The organism is Sorangium sp. So ce119 (assembly GCF_051524405.1).
Classification (GTDB): Bacteria; Myxococcota_A; Polyangia; order Polyangiales; family Polyangiaceae; genus Sorangium; species Sorangium cellulosum_G.
In genome coordinates this window covers 5,101,458-5,119,986 of record NZ_CP150310.1, presented here as the reverse complement: position 1 = coordinate 5,119,986, position 18,529 = coordinate 5,101,458, and the positions used below count along the sequence as shown (strand labels likewise).

Below are 18,529 nucleotides of genomic sequence, written 5' to 3'. Positions count from 1 at the left end.
GGCCCCTCGATCTTACGACCGATGTTGCGACCGATCGCCACGACCGATCGCGCGATGGGCTCACGGCGCGGGGACCGCGGGCGTGGTCCCTTGTACGTCGTCGGGCCTCGAACGATCTGACGGCTCCGCGATCGGCCGGACGCCGGCGGCGCGGAGGGCGCTCCAGGGCGGGATGCTCCCGATCAGGACGAGCACGGCGTCGCACGGGTGCGCCCGCGTCCCCGCCGGCGAGGACAGGGTCGCCGAGAGCGCGCCGCCCGGAACGGCGGCGAGCGCGGTCACGTCGGTCTCGAGCTGGAGCGAGAGGCGAGAGGCGGCCGTAAGTCGGCGTAGTTCCTCGATATTTCGTGTCTTGCCGCGGCGGAACCCGCTGCCCCGGTACACGACGGTGACCTCGGTGCCCGGCTGGCGCGCCAGCGCGATGGCGGCCTCCATGGCGACGTCGCCGAGCCCGACGATCAGCACCCGGCTTCCCGCGAGGCTCCTGGCGTCGGCGAGGTGGTAGTACACCCGCCCCTCCACCTCGGCGGACAGCTCGAACGGAAGGCGGCGCGGCGACCCGCGCTGGCCGAGGGCGAGCAGCACGCGCCGCGCGCGGCGCTCGGCGCGCGGCCCGCCCTCGCGCGGCTCGGTGACGACGACGAAGCCGGCCTCGGCCTGCCTGGCGGCGCGCGCGCCCGCGTCGGACGAGCGCGCGCCGGTGTCGGAGCGCGCGCTCGCGTCCGCCACGCGCTCGACCGACACCATCCGGGTGTCCTGCAGGATGGGGAGCCGCTCCTTGCGCACGATGCGGAGCCAGTGGGAGAGGAGCTCCTCCTTGGTCGACTCCTTGAGCCACAGCTTCCCGGTGACCGGCAGGTCGAGCGGCTGATCGAACACCAGCTTGCCGCGCGGGAAGCTCTGGATGCTCTGCGCCACGCTGCCCTGCTCGATCACCTCGAACGAGAGGCCGAGCTCCCTGGCGCGCAGCGCGGCGCTGATCCCGGCGGGGCCCGCGCCCACGATGATCAGATCGAGCGCCTGACCGCCCGCGCCGCCCGGGCCGGCCTGCCGCAGGTCCTCCGCGATGCGCGTCACCGCGTGCGCGCCCTGGTGGATGGCGTTCTTGATGAGCGGGAGCCCGGTGATGTCGCCGGCGAGGTACAGGCCCGGCGCGTCGAGGCTCGCGAGGTCGTCGTCGAGGCGCGGCCGGTCGGCGATGGGCGCGCCGTCCTCGATGGTGAGCGACCCGTTGGGGCAGCGCTGTTCGCAGAGCGTGAGGCCGCAGCACGCCTCGGGGCGGGCCACGACGGCGACGTACCGCTCGACGGCGAGCACGTCGTACGGGCACGCGTCCACGCACGCGTAGCAGCCGAGGCACGTGGTCGTGTCGATCCTGGGCAGGCGCACGCGCGCCGCGGGCCGCAGCATCGCCTCCGCCGCCGCGCGGTCCACGCCGTCGCGCGCGCGCTCACGCGCATCGCGCGCGCGCCGCTCGCGCAGCGCACGGCCGCCGCGGGCGCCCGCGAACGCCAGCGCGGCGGCGGCGAGGCCGGCGCCCATCCAGAGCAGCGCGCGCGCGGCGTACGTGCGCCCGCCCGCGGCGCCGGCCGCGCCCGTCACGACCGGCAAGGCCGCGGCCGCGTCGCGCGCCGCGTCCCACGCGAGGGCGCGATCCTCGGTGTGCTGGCCGCTGCAGACGCCGCCGCTCGCGCCACCGCGGCCCGGCGCCGCGTCGTCGGGGAGGGCAGGGCGGTGCTCGTCGAAGCAGGTGATCGGGCGGGCGTCGCCGAGCGGCGCCTGCGCCGCGACGAGGCAGCGCGCGACCGGGTCGCGCGGCGCGGCGAGGTCGTGGCACGGCGCGCAGCTCCCCGCGGCGACGATCGCGACCGTGGCCGGCTGGCTCGGGCGGAAGGCGGTCCCCGGGAGCTCCACCTCGGCGCCCGGCGCGAAGCGCAAAGGCGGCCTCGCGGGGTCGAAGACGACGCCCTGGTCGGCGCGGTGGATGGGGTGGCACGTGGCGCAGCTCAGCGCGCCGCTCGCGAGCAGCGCCCCGTGGCTCCTGCGGGTCGATCCGTGGGCGCCGTGGCACCCCGTGCAGGCCTGGTCCATCGAGCGCGCGGCGGGCTGCGGTGCTGCCGAGAGCCCGCGCGCCGCGGCGGGCGCCTGCTCGGTGTGGCACGACGCGCACGCGAGCCCCGCGCGCGCGTGGGGCAGCGACAGCGGCCCCGGCGCCGCGTGCCCGCCCGGCGGCGGGAAGAGCAGCGCCGCGGCGCCCGTCGCGACGGCGCCCGCCAGCGCGGCCGGCAGCACGCCCCGGAAGCGGGTCACGTCGGACGTCGACTCGGCGCGGCGCGCGGCGCGCCCCCGGACGACCTCCCGCGGCTGGGCGGCGCGCTGGCGCGGATCGGAGAGATCGGCGCGGTAGAGCGTCCTCGAGGGATCGGAAGAGCGCGCCGCCTCCTCCGCGGCGCCGGAGGACGGCGCCTTCATAAGGCCCCGCCCGCCTGTCGGGCTAGAGGACCGTGACATTCAGCCGATAGAAGAAGGTCGCGTCGGGGGCGATCTCTGCGGCTCTGACCCTCACATGATAGGTGCCTGCGGGGAGGTCGTCGGCCATCGTGAAGGAGCAGTAGCCCTCCCCTGAATCGTCATCGGACGCGAGCACGGTGGCCCCGCCGTCGCCCAGGATCTCGACGTAGCTGTCGAGCCGCCCCCTCATGCACGCCTCGGTGCCATTGTCGGTGGTGGACACGTAGAGGGTCGAGCTCGGCCCTGGCACGCTCACCGCGACCACGTCGACGTCGCGCGCGGGCGAGAGCTCCGCGAGCCACGGGTCGGCGTAGGCGTCGGCCTGCGCGGGCGTGTTGTTGGGCTCCGTCTCCTCGAGCTCGAAGCGGCAGGTGGCGCTGCACCCGTCGCCGGACGTCGTGTTGCCGTCATCGCACTGCTCCCCCTCGGTCGCGGTCCCGTCCCCGCAGATCTCCTGGACGAGCGTCACGTCGAGCCGGTACGGGGCCCGCTGCGCGGGGCCGCGGTGAGCCGAGACGCGAACGTAGTAATCGCCCGCCGCGAGCGCCGGCGCGACGGCGCGGGCGCATCGGCCGATCCCTCCGTCGTCGCGGAGCACGATCGGCGCGCCGCTGTCGTCGAGGATCTCGATGATGGTATCGAGGCGATGGTTCAGGCAGTCGGCGCTCGTCACGTCGGCGGTCTCCGCGATGAGGGCCGTGGGGCCGATCGGCACCGTGACGCGGACCACGTCCACGTCGCCGGACGGCTCGATCGCGGCGAAGAACGGCGCGGCGTGGTCGTTGGCCGTCGCCACGGTGTCGTTCGGCTCGACCTCGGTGGGCTCGAGCCTGCAGTCGTCGCTGCACCCGTCGTCCATCCCGTCGACGGGGTTGTCGCACTCCTCGCTCGGATCCTGGGCGCCATCCCCGCAGACGGTCGTCCGGCTCTGCACGGCGAGGTCGAACGCCCCCGTATGGCTCCCGTCCGCCCCGGTGACGATCACATAGAAGGCGTCGCCCGCGCGGACGGGCACGGAGAGCCGGTTCTCGATGCCCGCCCCGGCGCTGAGCTCGCCGCACGCGCGCTCCGTCGCCGCGTCGTCGCAGGCGCCGCGCAGCACGGCGACGAGCGCGGCGTCGGTGTGCGGGGCCAGCACGACGTCGAGGAACCCGGTGGTGGTCGCGGTGAACGAGTACGCGACGCCCGGGGCCCCCCCCGTGCACCCGCTCTCGACGATCGCGTGGTTGCTCGTATCGCCCGAGGCGAGCGCGGGATCCGGGAGCGCCACGGGCGCAGCGCACAGGTCCGCGCAGGCCTCCGCGCACTCCGGATCGACGCAGTCGACGGCGGCGTCTCCGTCGTTGTCCCGACCGTCCTGGCACGCCTCGGTCCCCGAGCAGCCCGATGTATCGACGGCGCACGCGGCGCTGCACCCCAGCTCGCCGCCCTCGAAGCCGAAGCTCTGACAGGCGGCGCCTTTGAGATCGGGGCCGTCGCACGCCTCCTCCGGATCGGCGACGCCGTCCCCGCACGTGCCCGGGGCGGCGCCCCCGGTGCCCCCGGTGTCCCCGGCGCCGCCGCCGCCCTCATCGCCCCCGGCCGCGCCCGAGCCGCCCGAGGGCGACGGGGGCTTCGGCCGCCCCTTGCCGTCGTCACCGCCGCACGCCGCGGCGATGCCGGCCACGGCGGCGAGCAGCGCAGCTGCGGTGATGCTGCGGCTCACTCGGAATCCGGACATGAATAGGTGATCTCCCAGTCCTGCACTTGAACCCCGCCCCCGCCGGTGCTCGTCGGGTTGAGCGTCATCTGGAGGTCGAGGTACTCCCGCCGCGCGTCGGGGAGCTCCCCGAGCACGTCGAAGAGGTCGATCGCGCACATCGGCGTCGAGCTGTCGTCGCACACCTGCGTGTCGGTCGGCACGGCGTGCGCCGTCGCGACGAGCACCTCCGCCGCCGTGCCGAGGCCCGCCAGATCATCCGCCGTGCGCATCCGGAACTCGACGCTCGAGTCGCCGGGGGTCACCGTCCGGTACCTGAGGTACCCCCACTGGGTCTTGGTCCCCGGCGGGCAGGCGCCGTGGTAGACCTCCCGCTCGGTGAGGATCGGCGTGAGCGTCGTCGTCACGCACGGCACGATCGCCCGGACCTTGCCGCCCGGGTTCTCGCGGATATCGGAGCAGGTCTGCGGGCAGAGCTTCACGCTCGTGTTCGACGCGTCGGCGAAGTACCACCCTCCGGCGCCGCAGCTCGCGAGCCCGGACCGGGGCGTGAGCGTGGTCTCGGTGCCGGCGGCGTTGACGTGAACGACGGCGACAGAGGCGGGATCCGCGACGCCGGCGAGGGGAACGGTGACGTCGCAGGGCAGCGCCTCGCCCCGGATCGAGACGAGCGCGTCGCGGAGACCGCCCTGGAGCGTCGCGCCCTCGAGGAGGTTGTACGCTCGGCCGCCGCCTCGATCCGCGATGAGGTTGATGATCTCCGCGTTCGAGTTGCCGAAGCCCACGGCGTGCACGCGGACGCCGAAGTTCCGGAAGGCGTTGTACGCGATGTCCGCGATGTGGTTGGGGACGGTGTCGCAGTGCGACGGGATACCGTCGGTGATGAACACCACCGCCACCTCCTCCTCGGGGTGGGCGTTCTTGTAGGTGTTCGCCCAGTGCGTGGCCCCCCTCAGGGCCGGGAACATCGGCGTGTTCCCGTTCGGGGTAATGGCCGTGAGCGCGTTGTTGAGCGCGAGCTCCTGCTGGTCCACCGGCGCGGCGTCCTCGGTCAGCCGCCGCGCCGCCGTGCCGTCGAACGGGACGCGCGCATTCCTGCAGCCGTCGCCGAGGGCGTGAGTGCAGCTCGTGGTGTCGTTGCAGTTCCCCGGGTTGTTGTCCGGCCAGAACCTGAAAGCGACGCCGAGCCCCGCCGACTTGGGATCACTGAAGAACGCCCTCAGCGCGGCGATCGCCGGGTTCCACCGCGTGGCGATCGTGTCGTTCGTCGTCGCGCCGAGCGATCGCCGCATCGAGGTGGACGCGTCGAGCGCCACGAACAGGGTGACCGGCCGGATCAGCGAGACGCTGGCCGTGGCGATGCAGCCGGGCGACTCGCACATGGCCGATTGATAGATGCTCCCGTTGTTGGCGCACTGGCACTCGGTCACGTGCGCAGGGCCCGGCGGATTGACGATGAGCTCCATGCCGTCGGCGACGTTCGTGCAGCCAGCCACGCTGATGCACTCGCCCGGCGCGATCGGCTGCGCCGTGGCGCAGGCGAGGGTGCCGCCGGTGGGGTTGCAGGAGTTCAGGATGCGGCCCGGGGCCGAGGAGGGGAGCTGACGGGCGCCGGCCGGGTAGCTGCGGATCTCGATGCCCGCGGGCGCCGGCGTGTTGCCGCGGTTGCAGACCGGGATCGTCCCGCCGCAGGGGACGCCGACCGTGAGATCCGCGCCGGCGCACGTCGGATCCGTCTCGTTCGGCAGGAACGCCTTGCAGAGGCCCTGCTGCGGGCAGGCCTCGCCGCAGAGGCTGCCCACGAGATCGACGCACGCCTCGGTCCACTCGGTCGAGCAGCAGCTCGGCATGCTCGTGCACACCTGGGCAACGCAGGAGCCGCAGGCCGCCGCGTTCAGCCGTGAGCCGGTGTAACATTTGTCGTGCGCGCACCCAGGATCGGTGTCGCACGTGGTGTCGCACAGCGACTCGGCGAGGCTCACGCAGGCCGGGCTCCACTCCGGGGCCGGTCCGCTGCAGTCCTTTCCGGGGCACTGCGTGGCGACGAGGTTGACGCAGTCGTTGCTCCAGGTACCGATGCACCTGCCGCCCACGTCGACGGTCCCCGCGGGGCACCCGCTGAGGGGCGCGGCGCACTGGTTGCCGAAGGCGCACTCGCTGTCCGGCCCGATGACGGCGTGGCACACGTCCGAGTCCGTGCAGGTGATATCGCAGCACCGCGGATTGGTCGCGCAGATGTTGGCGATGCACGGGTCACCGCACGTCGTGGTCATGTGGGTCGCGGCCCCGGGGAACGACTGGCAGGCGTCATGGCCGCAGTTGGCCGGGATGAGCGTCTGGACGCAGCACGTCGGGTTCGCGTTGCAGACCTTCGCGACGCAGCCGCTGCAGGAGGACAGCAGCGCGGTGCCGGTCGCGCAGGTGTCGTGCGCGCATGTGCCCCGCGCGGGGTTGTCGCAGTACTGATCGAACTGGCAATCCTCGGTGGTCGTGCAGGGCTGGTGGGTGCCCTCCCGCGCGATGTTCTCGGGCAGCTCGTTGATGTCCCCGACCGACCACGGGTACGTGATGCCGCCCCCCGAGAGGTCGATGGGCCCACCGTCCGGCACCTCCTCGAACGACCGGCACGACGGATCGCACGGGTTGGTCGCGCACAGGCCTCCGTCGGAAGCCTCGGAGTTGGCGAACGGGCGATACCCGCTCTCGCCGCTCCCCCGCGGCGCCGCCCCGAACGGAGAGCGCCGCATCGTCATCGACCCCTGGCAGCTCCCGTAACGCCCGCCCTCGCAGCGCCGAACGCCGTCCAGGCACGTCAGCACGCCCTCGTGATCACCGACGGTGACGTGACACTCTACCTCTTCGCCGTCCTCGCACGGGTCGCCTTGGCCCGAGTCCGGGCCCGTCCCCGCGTCGGGCCCGCTCGCCCCGTCGTCGGGCCCCTGAAGGCCGCTGTCGTCTCCGCTGCACGCTCCGGCGATCAGCGCCGACGCCGTGAGCAGCGTGACGAGCAGCAGCGCTCTCGGCGCCCACGCCTCGGCGGAGCCTGATCGGGAGAGCGCTCCCATCCACTTGGTCGAGGGACCAGCCATCGGCTTCTCTACCTTCCACTGGGGTGCTGACGAGAAAATTGTACCTGGGCGCAGAAGGCAAAGTCCAGGCCTCTCGCCGGCGCGCTCACGGCTGCGAGAAACGCGGTCGCAGCGCACGTGTGAGGTCCCCCCACGCGCGCGGCGCCGCGCGCTGCGAGGCGCAGGAGGCACAAAGAAATGCCGTGCCCCGCAACGATTTCATAGCGAGTCCGGCGCGCCGCCGGTGTTCCGCGGCGCGGCTGCGGTCGTGTGGGTCGGCGTGCGCGCGCTCATCGGGGCACGCTGACCGCCGTGATCGCGTGAAGAACGAGCAGCGCGGCGGCGACGCCGAAGGTGACGATGTGCGCCGGCAGCCCTCCGCGGAGCGCGGCGAGGAGCGCGCGCTGGGCCGGGAGCGCGCGCAGCTCCACGGCGAGCCGGATGAGCTCGGCCAGGCCGGCGAGGCGCTCCGCGCCGCGCCCTTCGAGGACCTCGTCGATGCGGGCGCGCAGGGCGCGCTCCTCCTCGCGCAGCCCGCGCCCCGAGGCGAGGAGCGCGAGCGGGCCGAGGGGGCTCTGCACGTAGGGCACGAGGATCTTCTCGACGATCTTCTTGACCAGATCGCTGCGCCCGCTCACCCCGCGGTAGAAGCGGTCGAGGAGCTCGCGGCGGGCGGCGGCGAAGTCCTCGGGGAGCGCCGCGGTGCGCTCGATCCGGGCGAGGCGCCGCGGCGCGAGCCGGTAGGCGACCGCCGTGAACGCGCCCGCCGCCGCGGTGGCCCAGAAGGCGAGGTGCAGCGCCGCGCCGAGCGTCGGGCGGCCGGACCGCGGCCACGGCGCGTGCGCCAGCGCGAGGCCGGCCGTGACGAGGCCGATCGCGAGGTGCCCGGACAGGTGCGGCCGCAGCCGGCTCCTCACGGGCGCGCCCTCGCCGCGCTCCTCGGCCGCGGCGTCGCCGCGCTCCTTTGCCTCCCCGCCGCGCCGCCTGGACCGCATCCACACCCGCTTCCCGGCGCGCTTCGGGACCGCGTAGAGCAGGAGCAGCGCCATACCCGCCGCCGCGGCGACGCCCGCCGACCAGGCGGCGCCGTCGCCCGGCCGCGCGTCGCCGCGCGCGTGCGCCGCGATCCCCGCCGCGCCGAGCCCCGCCGCCGCGAGCGCGCTCCCGGCGAGCAGCGCCGCGTCGCTCCGTCCCGCGCCGGCGCGCTCCTGCTCGCGCCGCGCCCCGCCGAGCAGATCGCGCACGTCGGCGATCTCCTCCGCCGGGTTGACGCGGAAGATCGAGCCCGTGGGGCAGGCCTTCACGCACGCCGGCCCGTCGTGATCGCGGCAGAGATCGCACTTGACCGCGATGTCCGGGGAGCCCGCGTCGCCCGGGCGCGGCGCGCCCGCGGGCCGCGGCGCCATGGCGATGTTCTCCCAGGGACACGCCTTGGCGCAGGCGCCGCAGCCCGTGCAGAGCGCGTCCCGGATGAACACCTCGCCTCCGGTGTCCTTGCCGATGGCGCCGGTGGGACACTCGATCATGCACGCCGGGCTCTCGCAGTGCTGGCAGGAGTTCGGCAAGAGGAGGCTCCGCGGCGCCTCCTGCCGCGCGGCCTGCGGCGCGTCGTCGACCCGCGCGAGCACCTTGTCCCCGCGGCGGACGAGCCGCGAGACCCCGTGCACATCGGCGCACGACCACGCGCAGTGCCCGCAACGGGCGCATGTCTCCAGGTCGATGACAAGGAGCGACCGCGCGACCTGCAGGCGATACAGGTCCCTGAAGACGTGCGCTGTGTGATTGCGCGCCTGGCCGGCGACGATCGCCTCCTGGGCGGCGCGCTGCTCGCCGGTGATGCGCCGGAGTCGGGGGATCAGATCTGGCTGCTTCCGCGCCAGGGCGGCGAACGTCTTGGCGGGCACCGAGAGGAGCGTCGCGGCGCCGCTCGCCACGGCGCTCGCCGCCCGACTCCGTCCCTCGTCGAGCTCGACGTCCCCGAAGAAGTCACCTCGGGTGAGGTACGCGCGCACATGAATCCGATCTCCGTCCTCGGTCTGGATCTGCACCATTCCCTCGGCGATGAGCCACAGCTCCGCCGCCGGGTCGCCGGCGCGATAGACGGCCTGACCGCGCTCGAAGCGCCGATGACTCACTGCGTCAAGGAGCGCCTCGATGTCTTCCGGGTCGAGATCACGCGTGAAGGCGAGGGTGCCGAGGAGATCGCGCGTCGCGCTCCTCCGCAGCGCGCGCTCGAGCTTCGCGGCGATCTCGGCCTTTCCGGAGCGCCCGGCGGCGCGGCGGAACAGGTGGACGGGGATCTCGGCGAGCACGCTCTCGGCGAGCGCGACTGCGGTGGTCCTGCGCGACATCCCCACGACCGCCTCCTCGCCGAGGACATCGCCCACAGCGGCGGTGCGCACCTCGGTTTCGCGATCATCTCCGCGGCGTGTCGCGCGCAGGGCGACGCGTCCGGACGCCACGACGAAGAAGGCGTCGCCGGCGTCGCCGGCGCGATAGGCGACCTCGTCCGGCGCCAGCGCGCGGAGCCTCCCCGCCTCGGCGATCTCGCGCCGGGCGCGCTCGTCGAGCCCTCGCAGCAGCGGCGCGTCGAACACCCCCGGCGGCCATGCGCGGGGGCGGTCCGATCCCGCGCCGCGCGCGTCGCCGCGCGTGTGGTCCGATGAGGGCATCAGCGCGGCTCCCCGCCGCCGAGCGCGGAGGACCGCGCTGGTAGACCTCGTCCCGCGGCGCGATCGCCGCGCGATCCGCGCCGCGGGGCGAGGTCAGCAGGAGCGGTAGGAGGAGGCCGTGTCATGGCGCCGGACACCGTCGCTTCATACCATCGCGCATCAGATATCTTGTGGGACGACATGGTCTTACGTCACGTTCGACGCTGAAGAGGCGTGAAAAAAAGGAAGAACGTCCGGAAAAAGCCTTGACACCCAAGCCGATTATAGGGAATATCCATCCTGCTAGACTCGGCATCTTCGGCGCCAGGGTTCGTTTGATGGTTCGGCATGAAATGACTAGCATCTGTTCCAGAGTGCACATGCAATGTCATTCAAAATCAACGAGGTAGATGTATGAGTAGGCGCACGACGAGTTTGGCTGTTGCATCCCTGGCTGCCGCGTCCTTGATCACGCTCGGTTCGGCGTCCGCGAACGCCAAGGACCACGCGGATTGGGCCCTCGAGTTCATCGACAGCGTGGCCCCCGAGGACAACCGGTGGAACACGCCCTGCTCCATCGAGTGGGGCGACGGGACTGCCATTACCAAGATCAGCGGCACGACGAAGGCAGCGTGCTTCTTCACGCTCTCGCTGCAGAAGGCGATGGGGTACTCCGACAAGGATACCTACAAGATGTGGAGGATGAGTAGTCCCACGTCCGCCTACTACTTCGACATCCTCAACTCGAGCCCGGCGCTCGGCGCGGCTGCCGGGATCGAGACGTACTTCCGCCGCATCACCCGGGCGGCCGACATCCAGAAGGGCGATGTCCTCGTCATCGATCAAAAGATCGAATACAACCCGGTAACCGAGGAAGACGAGATCGTCTACGCCGGCCACACCGTCATCATCACGGGCGCGCCGAGGGAGATCCTGCCGCAGGTCAACCCGCGTTACTCGGGGACGAAGCAGTATGCGGTGCCGATCGCGGACTCGACGGAGGTCGCGCACGGGTGCAACGCGGCGTACCCGGACAGCCGGTGGAGCGGGCCGTGCACCGGCGGCTACATGACCCCGGGCGCCGGGACGGGTTACATGCGCGTGTACACCGACTCGCTCACGGGCATCCTGCTCGGCTACACGTGGAGCGTCACCTCCTCGATGACGAGCTACTACTCGCCGTCGAACCGGCCCTTCCGGATCGGCAGGCCGTTCAAGCTGCCTGCGCCGCTCCCGACCGAGCCGCCCCCGCCCCCTCCCTGATCGCCGGGCACGCGCTTCATGACCACCGCGAGCTGAGCGTTTCAGCTCCTGACCAGCGAAGCCCTTACCCCGCAGGCCGGGGTAGGGGCTCGCCCCTTTTTGTCCGCCGGCCCGTCGGCAGGCCTGTCTCTCCGGTCGCTCCATCGCGATGGCCTCCTCGGCTCAGGGGATCTCGACCTCGGCCCGCGCGAGCTCGACGATCTCGAGGCGCGCGAGCATCGACTCGGTGACCAGCGGGCCGGTCGGCCTGAGGCCCCGCCGCGCCTGCTCGCGCTCGTAGGCGGCGAACGCGCGGATCAGGAAGGGCGGAAACGCCCGGAAGAGCAGCCTCGCCTCGGCCCGGAGCGGGCCGCGCCGGTTGCCGGCCGGGAGGTCGTACGTGTACCGGATCGGCACGCCGGGCGGCACGGAGCGCGTGTCGATGATCGCGTCCGGCCCCTTGACGACTCCGCGGCTCGCGTCCAGCGCGCCGACCGGAAAGTACGTCTCCAGGAAGGCGTTGTGGCCGGTGAGGTTCGAGCCGCACGCCCCGGTGTCAACGTCGTAGTCGCCGTCCTCGAACCGATCGGCGTGGTGCAGCCCCTGGCCGGGCCCGGGCTCGCAGGCGCCGTCCGCGGTCACGACGCCGATGCAGCGGACGCAGCGCAGAAACCCGTTCTGGAAGTTGATGAGCCCGCGTCCCCGGAACGAGGTCCCGCCGAGCCGTGGCGGTGGATTCCACAGAGGGACATCCGGTCCGTCGCGCACGTCGGCGCCGAACAACCCTCCTTGAGCACCCGCCCCCCGGAAGGGATGGTTCGCGTCCGGATCGGTCGTCACCCGGGCGAACACCTTGTCTCTCAGGTCCTCCTCGGCGCGGTCGACCCGGCCGACCTCGTAGAGCGCCCGCCCGTCTCCATCCCTCACCACGAGGTGGACCCAGATCTCGCGCTCCTGGCTGAAGCCGGCCGGCACCTTGTGCCCGGCGCCGATGTTCTCGATTTCCATCGGGATCTCGACGCGCTCTCCGGCCGCCCCCGCGCGCCGCGGGGCGCCGAGATCGAAGCGGAACGTGTGGCGGAGGAGCAGATCGCGGCGGCGCCGGGCGCTCGCGGGGATGCCGTGCACGTCGAGCGACGGCTCATCGACGAGCGCCTCGGGGAACTCGTCCGACAGCGGCACATCCACGCCGGAGAAGTAGTGGGTCACGACGTCCGCCGGAGCGGTGGAGTGATCCGCGACGCGCCCCCGCGGCCGCGACCCCGGCGGGCGGGGAGAGAAGCGCGTTCCGGGCGGGCACTCGGGATCTCCCGCCCCCGGCTGCGCGGCGCCCGACGCGGGAGCCGCCTCGCAGACGCCCGGATAGGTGCTCATGTGGCAGTCCTGGCAGGTGGCCGCGCGGCGGCCCGCGCGCTCCTCGGATCGCGCCCAGTCCGACCACTCGGTGTAGGCGTTGCGCAGGCGCTTGAAGTGCTCGCCCCGCGCCGCGGCGAGGCTGTCGGTGCCGAAGAGGCGCACGTCGTGGCACGCGCCGCAGAACTCGCTCGATCGCAGGTAGGCCTTCGCGCTCGCCGACGGCCTCCCGTGCACGACGGGGTCGTCGCCGCTCACCGGCCCCGCCGACGAGCGCCCGGCGCGCCCGTCCGCGCGCTGGCCCGCGGTGAGCAGGAGCTCCTCCGGGCGGAGATCGTAGCCGCTGTTCGCGATGCCGAGCAGGCCCCGCGCGTCCTCGGGGCGCGCCGGGAAGACGGCGCCCGTCACGAACGACGTCCACGTCGGGTTGCCCTGGTAGCCGGGGCGCCCGCGCGCGCCGACAGGGCCGTGCACCTGATGGCAGAAGCCGCAGGAGATCCCCTCCAGGCCGCGGCGCGTGAGGAGGTCGCGCACGGGCAGGCGCGCGCGGGGATCGCCGCCGGGGCGGCCGTCCCACGCGGGCATCGCGGCGTCGAGGTTCTCCGCCGGGCTGTGGCAGTTGACGCACCAGTGCTCGCCGCCCGAGCCGGTCACCGTGACGCCGCTGCCCCGGTCGCGGCACGCGCGCGCTGGATCGGCCTTGCGGAGGATGCCCGCGCCGTGCGGGCAGTCGGCGTCGCGCCCGACCTGCTCCTCGATGAGGCTCTCCAGCGCGTTGAAGAGCGGGCTCTTCACCGAGTGCGCCATGACCGAGCGGCGCCACTCCGCGGCCTGGCGGCCGTGGCACGCGGCGCAGTCCTCCGCCGCCGTCTCCTGCTGCGCGAGCGGCGCGACCGGCGCCACGGAGGCCGCGCGCGGCGCGGCGCGCTCGGGGGCGCCCCGCGCGAGCGCGAGCGCTGCCGCCGCGACGAGCGCGCCGGCCCCGATCGGCGCGATCTGCCACAGCCGCGCCGCCGCGCCGCCGCGCTCGTGGCGTCCGCGTGGCGGGCGGCGAGCGCGCGCCTCGACCCCGGGCTCGCGCCCGCGCGGCGCGGCGGCGGTCCTGGCCTCCTCCTGTGCGGCGGTCCTTGCCTCCTCCGGTGCGGCGGTCCTTGCCTCCGCCCGCGCGGCGGTCCTGGCCTCCGCCCGCGCGGCGGCAGATCCATCCTCGGTCGACGCGGCGGCGCGCCCGGAAGTCCGCGCGGCGTGCGTCGCCCGCGCCGGCGGGTGCTCGTCGAGGAACCCCCCCAGCGCGTCCGCGATCGCGTCGGCGCGCGACGGCCGCCGCGCGGGATCCGGGTGGAGCAGCCGCAGGACGTGGCCCTGCAGGCCGGCGGGGAGGGAGGCCGCGACGCCCTCGACGAACGGCGGGGGCTCGCGGTGCGCGGCCTCGCCGAGCGCGTGCCGCAGGCCGGCGCCCGCGAACGGGTGCTCTCCCGCGAGCAGGCGGTAGAGCACGAGGCCGAGCGCGTAGCGGTTCGCGGCGCTGTCCCAGAGCGCGCCGTCGGCCTGCGCTGGCGGCGTCCAGAGCGGCGGGATCGCCGACGACGCGCGCGCTCCCTCGGCGCGCGGCTCCGAGGCGGCGCCGCGGCCCGCCTGGCCCCCGACGAGCGCCGCGACGAGCGCGCCCGCGGGCAGCGTCACCTGGCCAGCGTCGTCCACGAGGATCGCGTCGGGCGTGAGCGGCCCGGGGAACAGGCTGGCGCGCTCGCAGGCGGCCAGCGCGCGGGCGATCGCGATGGCGAGCCGGAGCGCCTCCTCGAACGGAACGGGCCCGCGCCGCGCGCGCATCCGATCCGACAGGGGGGCGCCCGCGAGCCTGCGCACCAGCCAGACGCGCGCGCCGTCCGGGCGCGCCGCCGCGGCGCCCTCGCCCTCGGCCGGCGCGGCCACGCCGCCGTCGATGAAGCCGCCGATGCCCGCGCTACCGAGCGACAGGAGGCGCGTCGCCACGGCCTCGCGCTCCGGCCCTGCCGGGCCGCCCTGGTCCGCCGCGCCGAGCCGCCACAGCTCCTCTGCTGCCCCGCAGCACCATCGCGCGGCGCACCCGATGGCCGGCAGGGGCGCGCCTTCCGTGTAGCCCGCCTGCTCCGGCGACGCGCGTCTCACCGCGCCCCCACCGGCGGGGCCGGCGCCGCGGCGCTGTCGGGCGGCTCCGGCGCGCCGTTCGCCGAGCGCAGCGCGTAGGTCCCGAGGCCCGCGAGCGCCGACAGCGCCACGATGATCGCGATCGCGAGCCGGGCCGGGACGTCGCGCGTCCTGTCGATCTGCTCGACGAGCGCGATCGTGTCGGCGCGCGGCGCGCCCGGCCCCTCCGCGTCGCGCGCAGCTCCCGGCGCGCTGGCGCGCCCCTGGTCTCCGGTGCGCTGTGGCGCGCTGGCGCGCCCCTGGTCTCCGGTGCGCTGCGGCGCGCTGGCTCGCCCCTGGTCTCCGGTGCGCTGCGGCCCGCTCGCCGTCGCCGCGCGCTCGCCGCTCCCGGCGGGGCGCGGCGCGCTCGCCGCCGTCTGGAACGGCTCCAGCCGGTCCACGATGTCCTGCGCGAGGTACGGTCGATCCTCGGGAGCCTTCTCGAGGAGCTGGAAGAGGAGCTGCTCGACGCCGCGGGGCAGGCCGCGCCGCACGTCGTCGTCGAGCGGCGGCGGCTCTGCCGTGCACTGGAGGTTGAGCAGCTCCCGCGGCGAGGCGGACTGGAACGGCGGGCGCCCCGAGAGCGCCTCGTACAGGATGAGCCCGAGGCAGTAGAGGTCCGATCGGTGATCGATGGACCGCGCGTCGATCTGCTCCGGGCTCATGTACTGCAGGGTGCCGACGCTCTGCGTGTTGGTCTGGTTCATCGCCTCCACGACCTTGGCGATCCCGAAGTCCATCACCTTCACGCTGCCGTCGTTCAGCACCATGATGTTCTCGGGCTTGAGATCGCGGTGGATCACCGGCGGCTCCTGCCCGTGGGCGGCGGCGAGCGCGCTCGCCACGCTGGTCGCGATCCGCACTGCGTCCGGCCAGGGCAGGCGGCCGGCGGCGCCGAGCACCGCGCGCAGCGTCTGGCCATCCAGGTACTCGAGCACCATCACGAGCTCGCCGGAGGCCTCGATGCTGGCGAGGCTCCGGACGATGTTCGGGTGCTCGAGGTGCGCGAGGATCTGCATCTCGTTCAGGAAGAGCCGCCGTCCCTGCTCGCTCCGGGCGAGCTCCGGGCGGAGCACCTTCAGCGCGACGCGCCGGCGCGACAGGCGCTCCTCGCCCTCGTAGACCTTGCCCATCCCCCCCTCGCCGACGAGGCGTCGAACGAGGTACTCGCCGATCTGCTCCATGCGCGCCGTCTCCTCTCCCTGACCGGGGCGTCTCTTCTACGTGCGAGCCGGGCCCACGGCTTACACCCGATCTCGCGTCCCGCTCGCCGCCGGGCCGCTCGGGCGACCGACTCTGGGCGCCGTGTCGCGCCGAGCGCGGAAGCGCGGAGCACGCTGGTCGTCGCTGCCCCGCCGCCCTCTGCCTCCGCGCTCCTTCGAGGCCGCTGTCCCGCCGATCGCGGCCCGAGCGAGGATCGCTCTTTCCCGCCGGCCGCGATATCGAATTGCTGCGCCTCGATGGAGGGCGCGGTGGTAGAACCGGGACCATGCTCCCACGTTCAGCCTCGCTCGCTCTCGCAGCGATCCTGGCGCTCGTGGTCCCGGCCTGCTCGCGGACCGTGGCGGAGCCCGAGCCCGAGCCGCCGCCGGCGGTCTCCGGCGGGCCGGTCGTCGCGCCGCTCGCGTGGGATGTCCCGGCGGCCTGGTCGGCGCTCGAGGTGCCGCGCGTCGGCCCGCGCAAGGCCCTCTACAAGGTGCAGCGGGTGGCGAACGACAAGGAGGACGTCGAGGTGCAGGTCCTCTGGTTCGGCCTGGGCAGCAACGGAGACGTCGAGGCGAACTTCAAGGAGTGGTTCGCGCAGTTCGACGGGGACGTCGGGGCGAAGGCCAGGCGAGCGTCGTTCGATGTCCGCGGCGTGCCGGTCGAGACGGTCGACGTCGTTGGCACCTACGCGATCGCGCTCGGGCCGAAGACGGGGGCCGGCAGGCGCGCGCCCGTGGAGATGGTGAAGGACGGTTACCGGCTCCTCGGCGCGGCCGTGAGGACGCCCGATCGCGGAAACTGGTTCTTCAGGATGGTCGGTCCGGACGAGACGGTGCGGTCGGCGCGCTCGGCGTTCCAGCGTCTGCTCGAGTCAGTCCGGTAGACGGCGGCGAGACGGCGGCGCGGCTGCGCGAGCGCGCCCTCGTCGACGGTCACGCCGCGCGCACCGCCGCGTCGGCCCGGTCGCCGCTCGCGGGGGGCTCCGCGCCCGTGGTACGTTGCGCGCCATGGACGACCGAAAGCGCGACGTGCGCACGCCGGCCGAGATATTCCGCACCGAGGCGGAGGCCGAGGCGGAGAACAACCGGCTCTGCGAGGAGAGCAAGCACCAGCTCTCCAACCGCTGTCCCGAGTGCGGCAGCCTGGGCAGCATGGAGCTGGTCGACGGCACCTTGCGCTGCGTCGACTGCGATGAGGTGGTGGCCGCAGGCCGCCAGCTCTCCGGCTTCGGCCGCCGCTGAAGCGCTCCGCTCACGCGCGTTCACGCACGGCGGACACCCGAGGGAAGCGGTAAAGCCGGCGCCGGACAGAAATCGTTGGGCCAACTTTCTTTCCTGATGATTTTCAGCCGACGCCGGGATTATTCTGCGACCATCGGCGCAGTCGCGCCCAGGCCAGTTTTCGACCCCGAACGTGGTGCACGGAAGTGCAGGCCAGCCAGCCAGCCGGGGCGTGACAGCCGGACTGAAGTGTTGCAAGGAGCCCGAGATGAAGCAGATCGCAGCGGAGAGCTCGTTCCACGCGCCACGGGAGACAAGCCAGGCATCCCGGGCGACGACGGCACGAGGCGCGAGCGGAGGGCTGCTCATCCTGATGATCGAGGACAGCGCGATCACGAACTTCGGTCCTGCAAAAGAAAGTGAGCTGGTAAACAGCCCGCGCTGGTCCCGTCCGAAGCGTTGACCAGAGGCGTCGCAGCCCGGGTCCTGCCCGGCTCCGCGCGCCGGGCCCGCTTCGAGCCGATCAGCGCTTGACCCCGCCGCGCGACGATCGCGGGCGACACGTACCGTCCGGCCAGCGCGAGCACGACGCGCCGTGAGGCCGGCGCGGGCGGCATGCGCCCCGGCTGCTGGGTTGCCGTTTTTTCGCCCGCTCCGCTGAATCGTGGCACCTCGTCGGTGTGGACACCCGGGGAACGACGCGGAAAACCTTGGTCCTTGCGCTCGCGGCTGCCGCTCTCGGCGGGGGGGCGCTCGGCTGGCTCGGCTGCAGCGACCCGCGCGACGCCGTCGAGCGGATCGCCCGGGAAGAGCCCCCCGCGCTGAGCCGCCTGGCCCAGGGGAGGCCGGGCGGCGACACCGAGGGGCAGGCGAGCGCGGCCGCGCCCAGGGGCGACGCGCCGGAGGCCGCGGAGGAGGGCCGCAGCGACGCAGGCCGCATCGATAAGGCGGGCGCGTCGGCGTCGGCCCGCGGCGCGGCGCGGGAGCGGCGCCGCCGGTCGGGGTCGGCCGCGGACGGCGCGGGCCGTGTGGCGCAGGGCGGCGGCGCTGAAGAGCGCGCTGCGGCGGCGCCCGAGCTCCACGTGGTGCGGCTCGTCGTCTCGAAGGGCATCGCCGACCGCGAGCCGCTCGAGCCGGCGACCTCGTTCGCCAGCGCGGAGATCGACCGCATCTACGCCTTCGTCGAGCTCGCGAACAACGACCGCGCCGCCTCGGAGATCAGCGTCACCTTCGCGCCGCCCGACGGCAGCGCGCCCCTGCGCATCCCCCTCGCGGTCGGCGCGCAGCGGCGCTTCCGCACGTGGGCGGCCACGCGCAAGGCGCGCGCGCCGGGGCTCTGGTCGGTGACGGTCAGCGACGCCGCGGGCAAGGAGCTCGCGCGCGCCTCGTTCACGATCACGAAGTAGGAGACGC

At 74.0% G+C, this 18,529-nt stretch carries 11 protein-coding genes; 5 read left to right on the top strand and 6 right to left on the bottom strand.

Going from position 1 to position 18,529, the window contains the following annotated elements:
- Nucleotides 1-60: 60 nt before the first annotated feature.
- The 4 genes from WME76_RS19205 to WME76_RS19190 form a co-directional block, all read right to left on the bottom strand.
- Nucleotides 61-2,472, bottom strand: a complete 2,412-nt coding sequence (locus tag WME76_RS19205; RefSeq protein WP_437961537.1) for an NAD(P)-binding domain-containing protein — start codon at nt 2,470-2,472, stop codon at nt 61-63.
- 22 nt (nt 2,473-2,494) lie between these two features.
- Nucleotides 2,495-4,231: a DUF4215 domain-containing protein gene (locus tag WME76_RS19200; RefSeq protein WP_437961536.1), complete on the bottom strand. Its 1,737-nt coding sequence runs from the start codon at nt 4,229-4,231 to the stop codon at nt 2,495-2,497.
- Nucleotides 4,213-7,299, bottom strand: coding sequence for a vWA domain-containing protein (locus WME76_RS19195; RefSeq protein ID WP_437961535.1), 3,087 nt, complete (start codon nt 7,297-7,299; stop codon nt 4,213-4,215). The genes WME76_RS19200 and WME76_RS19195 overlap by 19 nt, the downstream gene beginning before the upstream one ends.
- Before the next feature lie 269 nt (nt 7,300-7,568).
- Nucleotides 7,569-9,950, bottom strand: coding sequence for a cyclic nucleotide-binding domain-containing protein (locus tag WME76_RS19190; protein ID WP_437961534.1), 2,382 nt, complete (start codon nt 9,948-9,950; stop codon nt 7,569-7,571).
- Between the two features lie 681 nt (nt 9,951-10,631).
- On the opposite strand from WME76_RS19190, the gene WME76_RS19185 reads away from it, so the two are divergent.
- Nucleotides 10,632-11,192, top strand: a complete 561-nt coding sequence (locus WME76_RS19185) for a hypothetical protein (RefSeq protein WP_437961533.1) — start codon at nt 10,632-10,634, stop codon at nt 11,190-11,192.
- Nucleotides 11,193-11,354: 162 nt separating this feature from the next.
- Here the strand turns inward: WME76_RS19185 and WME76_RS19180 are convergent, their stop codons facing one another.
- Both WME76_RS19180 and WME76_RS19175 read right to left on the bottom strand, forming a co-directional pair.
- Nucleotides 11,355-14,672: a hypothetical protein gene (locus tag WME76_RS19180; RefSeq protein ID WP_437961532.1), complete on the bottom strand. Its 3,318-nt coding sequence runs from the start codon at nt 14,670-14,672 to the stop codon at nt 11,355-11,357.
- Nucleotides 14,669-15,874, bottom strand: a complete 1,206-nt coding sequence (locus WME76_RS19175) for a serine/threonine protein kinase (RefSeq protein WP_437961531.1) — start codon at nt 15,872-15,874, stop codon at nt 14,669-14,671. The genes WME76_RS19180 and WME76_RS19175 overlap by 4 nt, the downstream gene beginning before the upstream one ends.
- A 305-nt stretch (nt 15,875-16,179) precedes the next feature.
- Here WME76_RS19175 and WME76_RS19170 point away from each other — a divergent pair, with 305 nt between their 5' ends.
- The 4 genes from WME76_RS19170 to WME76_RS19155 all read left to right on the top strand — a co-directional run bounded on the left by WME76_RS19170 (nt 16,180) and on the right by WME76_RS19155 (nt 18,522).
- Nucleotides 16,180-16,779: a hypothetical protein gene (locus tag WME76_RS19170; RefSeq protein ID WP_437961530.1), complete on the top strand. Its 600-nt coding sequence runs from the start codon at nt 16,180-16,182 to the stop codon at nt 16,777-16,779.
- A gap of 124 nt (nt 16,780-16,903) precedes the next feature.
- Complete coding sequence (locus WME76_RS19165) at nt 16,904-17,137, top strand: hypothetical protein (RefSeq protein WP_437292162.1); 234 nt, start codon at nt 16,904-16,906, stop codon at nt 17,135-17,137.
- A gap of 247 nt (nt 17,138-17,384) precedes the next feature.
- Nucleotides 17,385-17,579, top strand: a complete 195-nt coding sequence (locus WME76_RS19160; protein WP_437961529.1) for a hypothetical protein — start codon at nt 17,385-17,387, stop codon at nt 17,577-17,579.
- Between the two features lie 247 nt (nt 17,580-17,826).
- Nucleotides 17,827-18,522 carry a DUF2914 domain-containing protein gene (locus tag WME76_RS19155; RefSeq protein WP_437961528.1) on the top strand — a complete coding sequence of 232 codons (696 nt, stop codon included), beginning with the start codon at nt 17,827-17,829 and terminating at the stop codon, nt 18,520-18,522.
- Nucleotides 18,523-18,529: the final 7 nt, after the last annotated feature.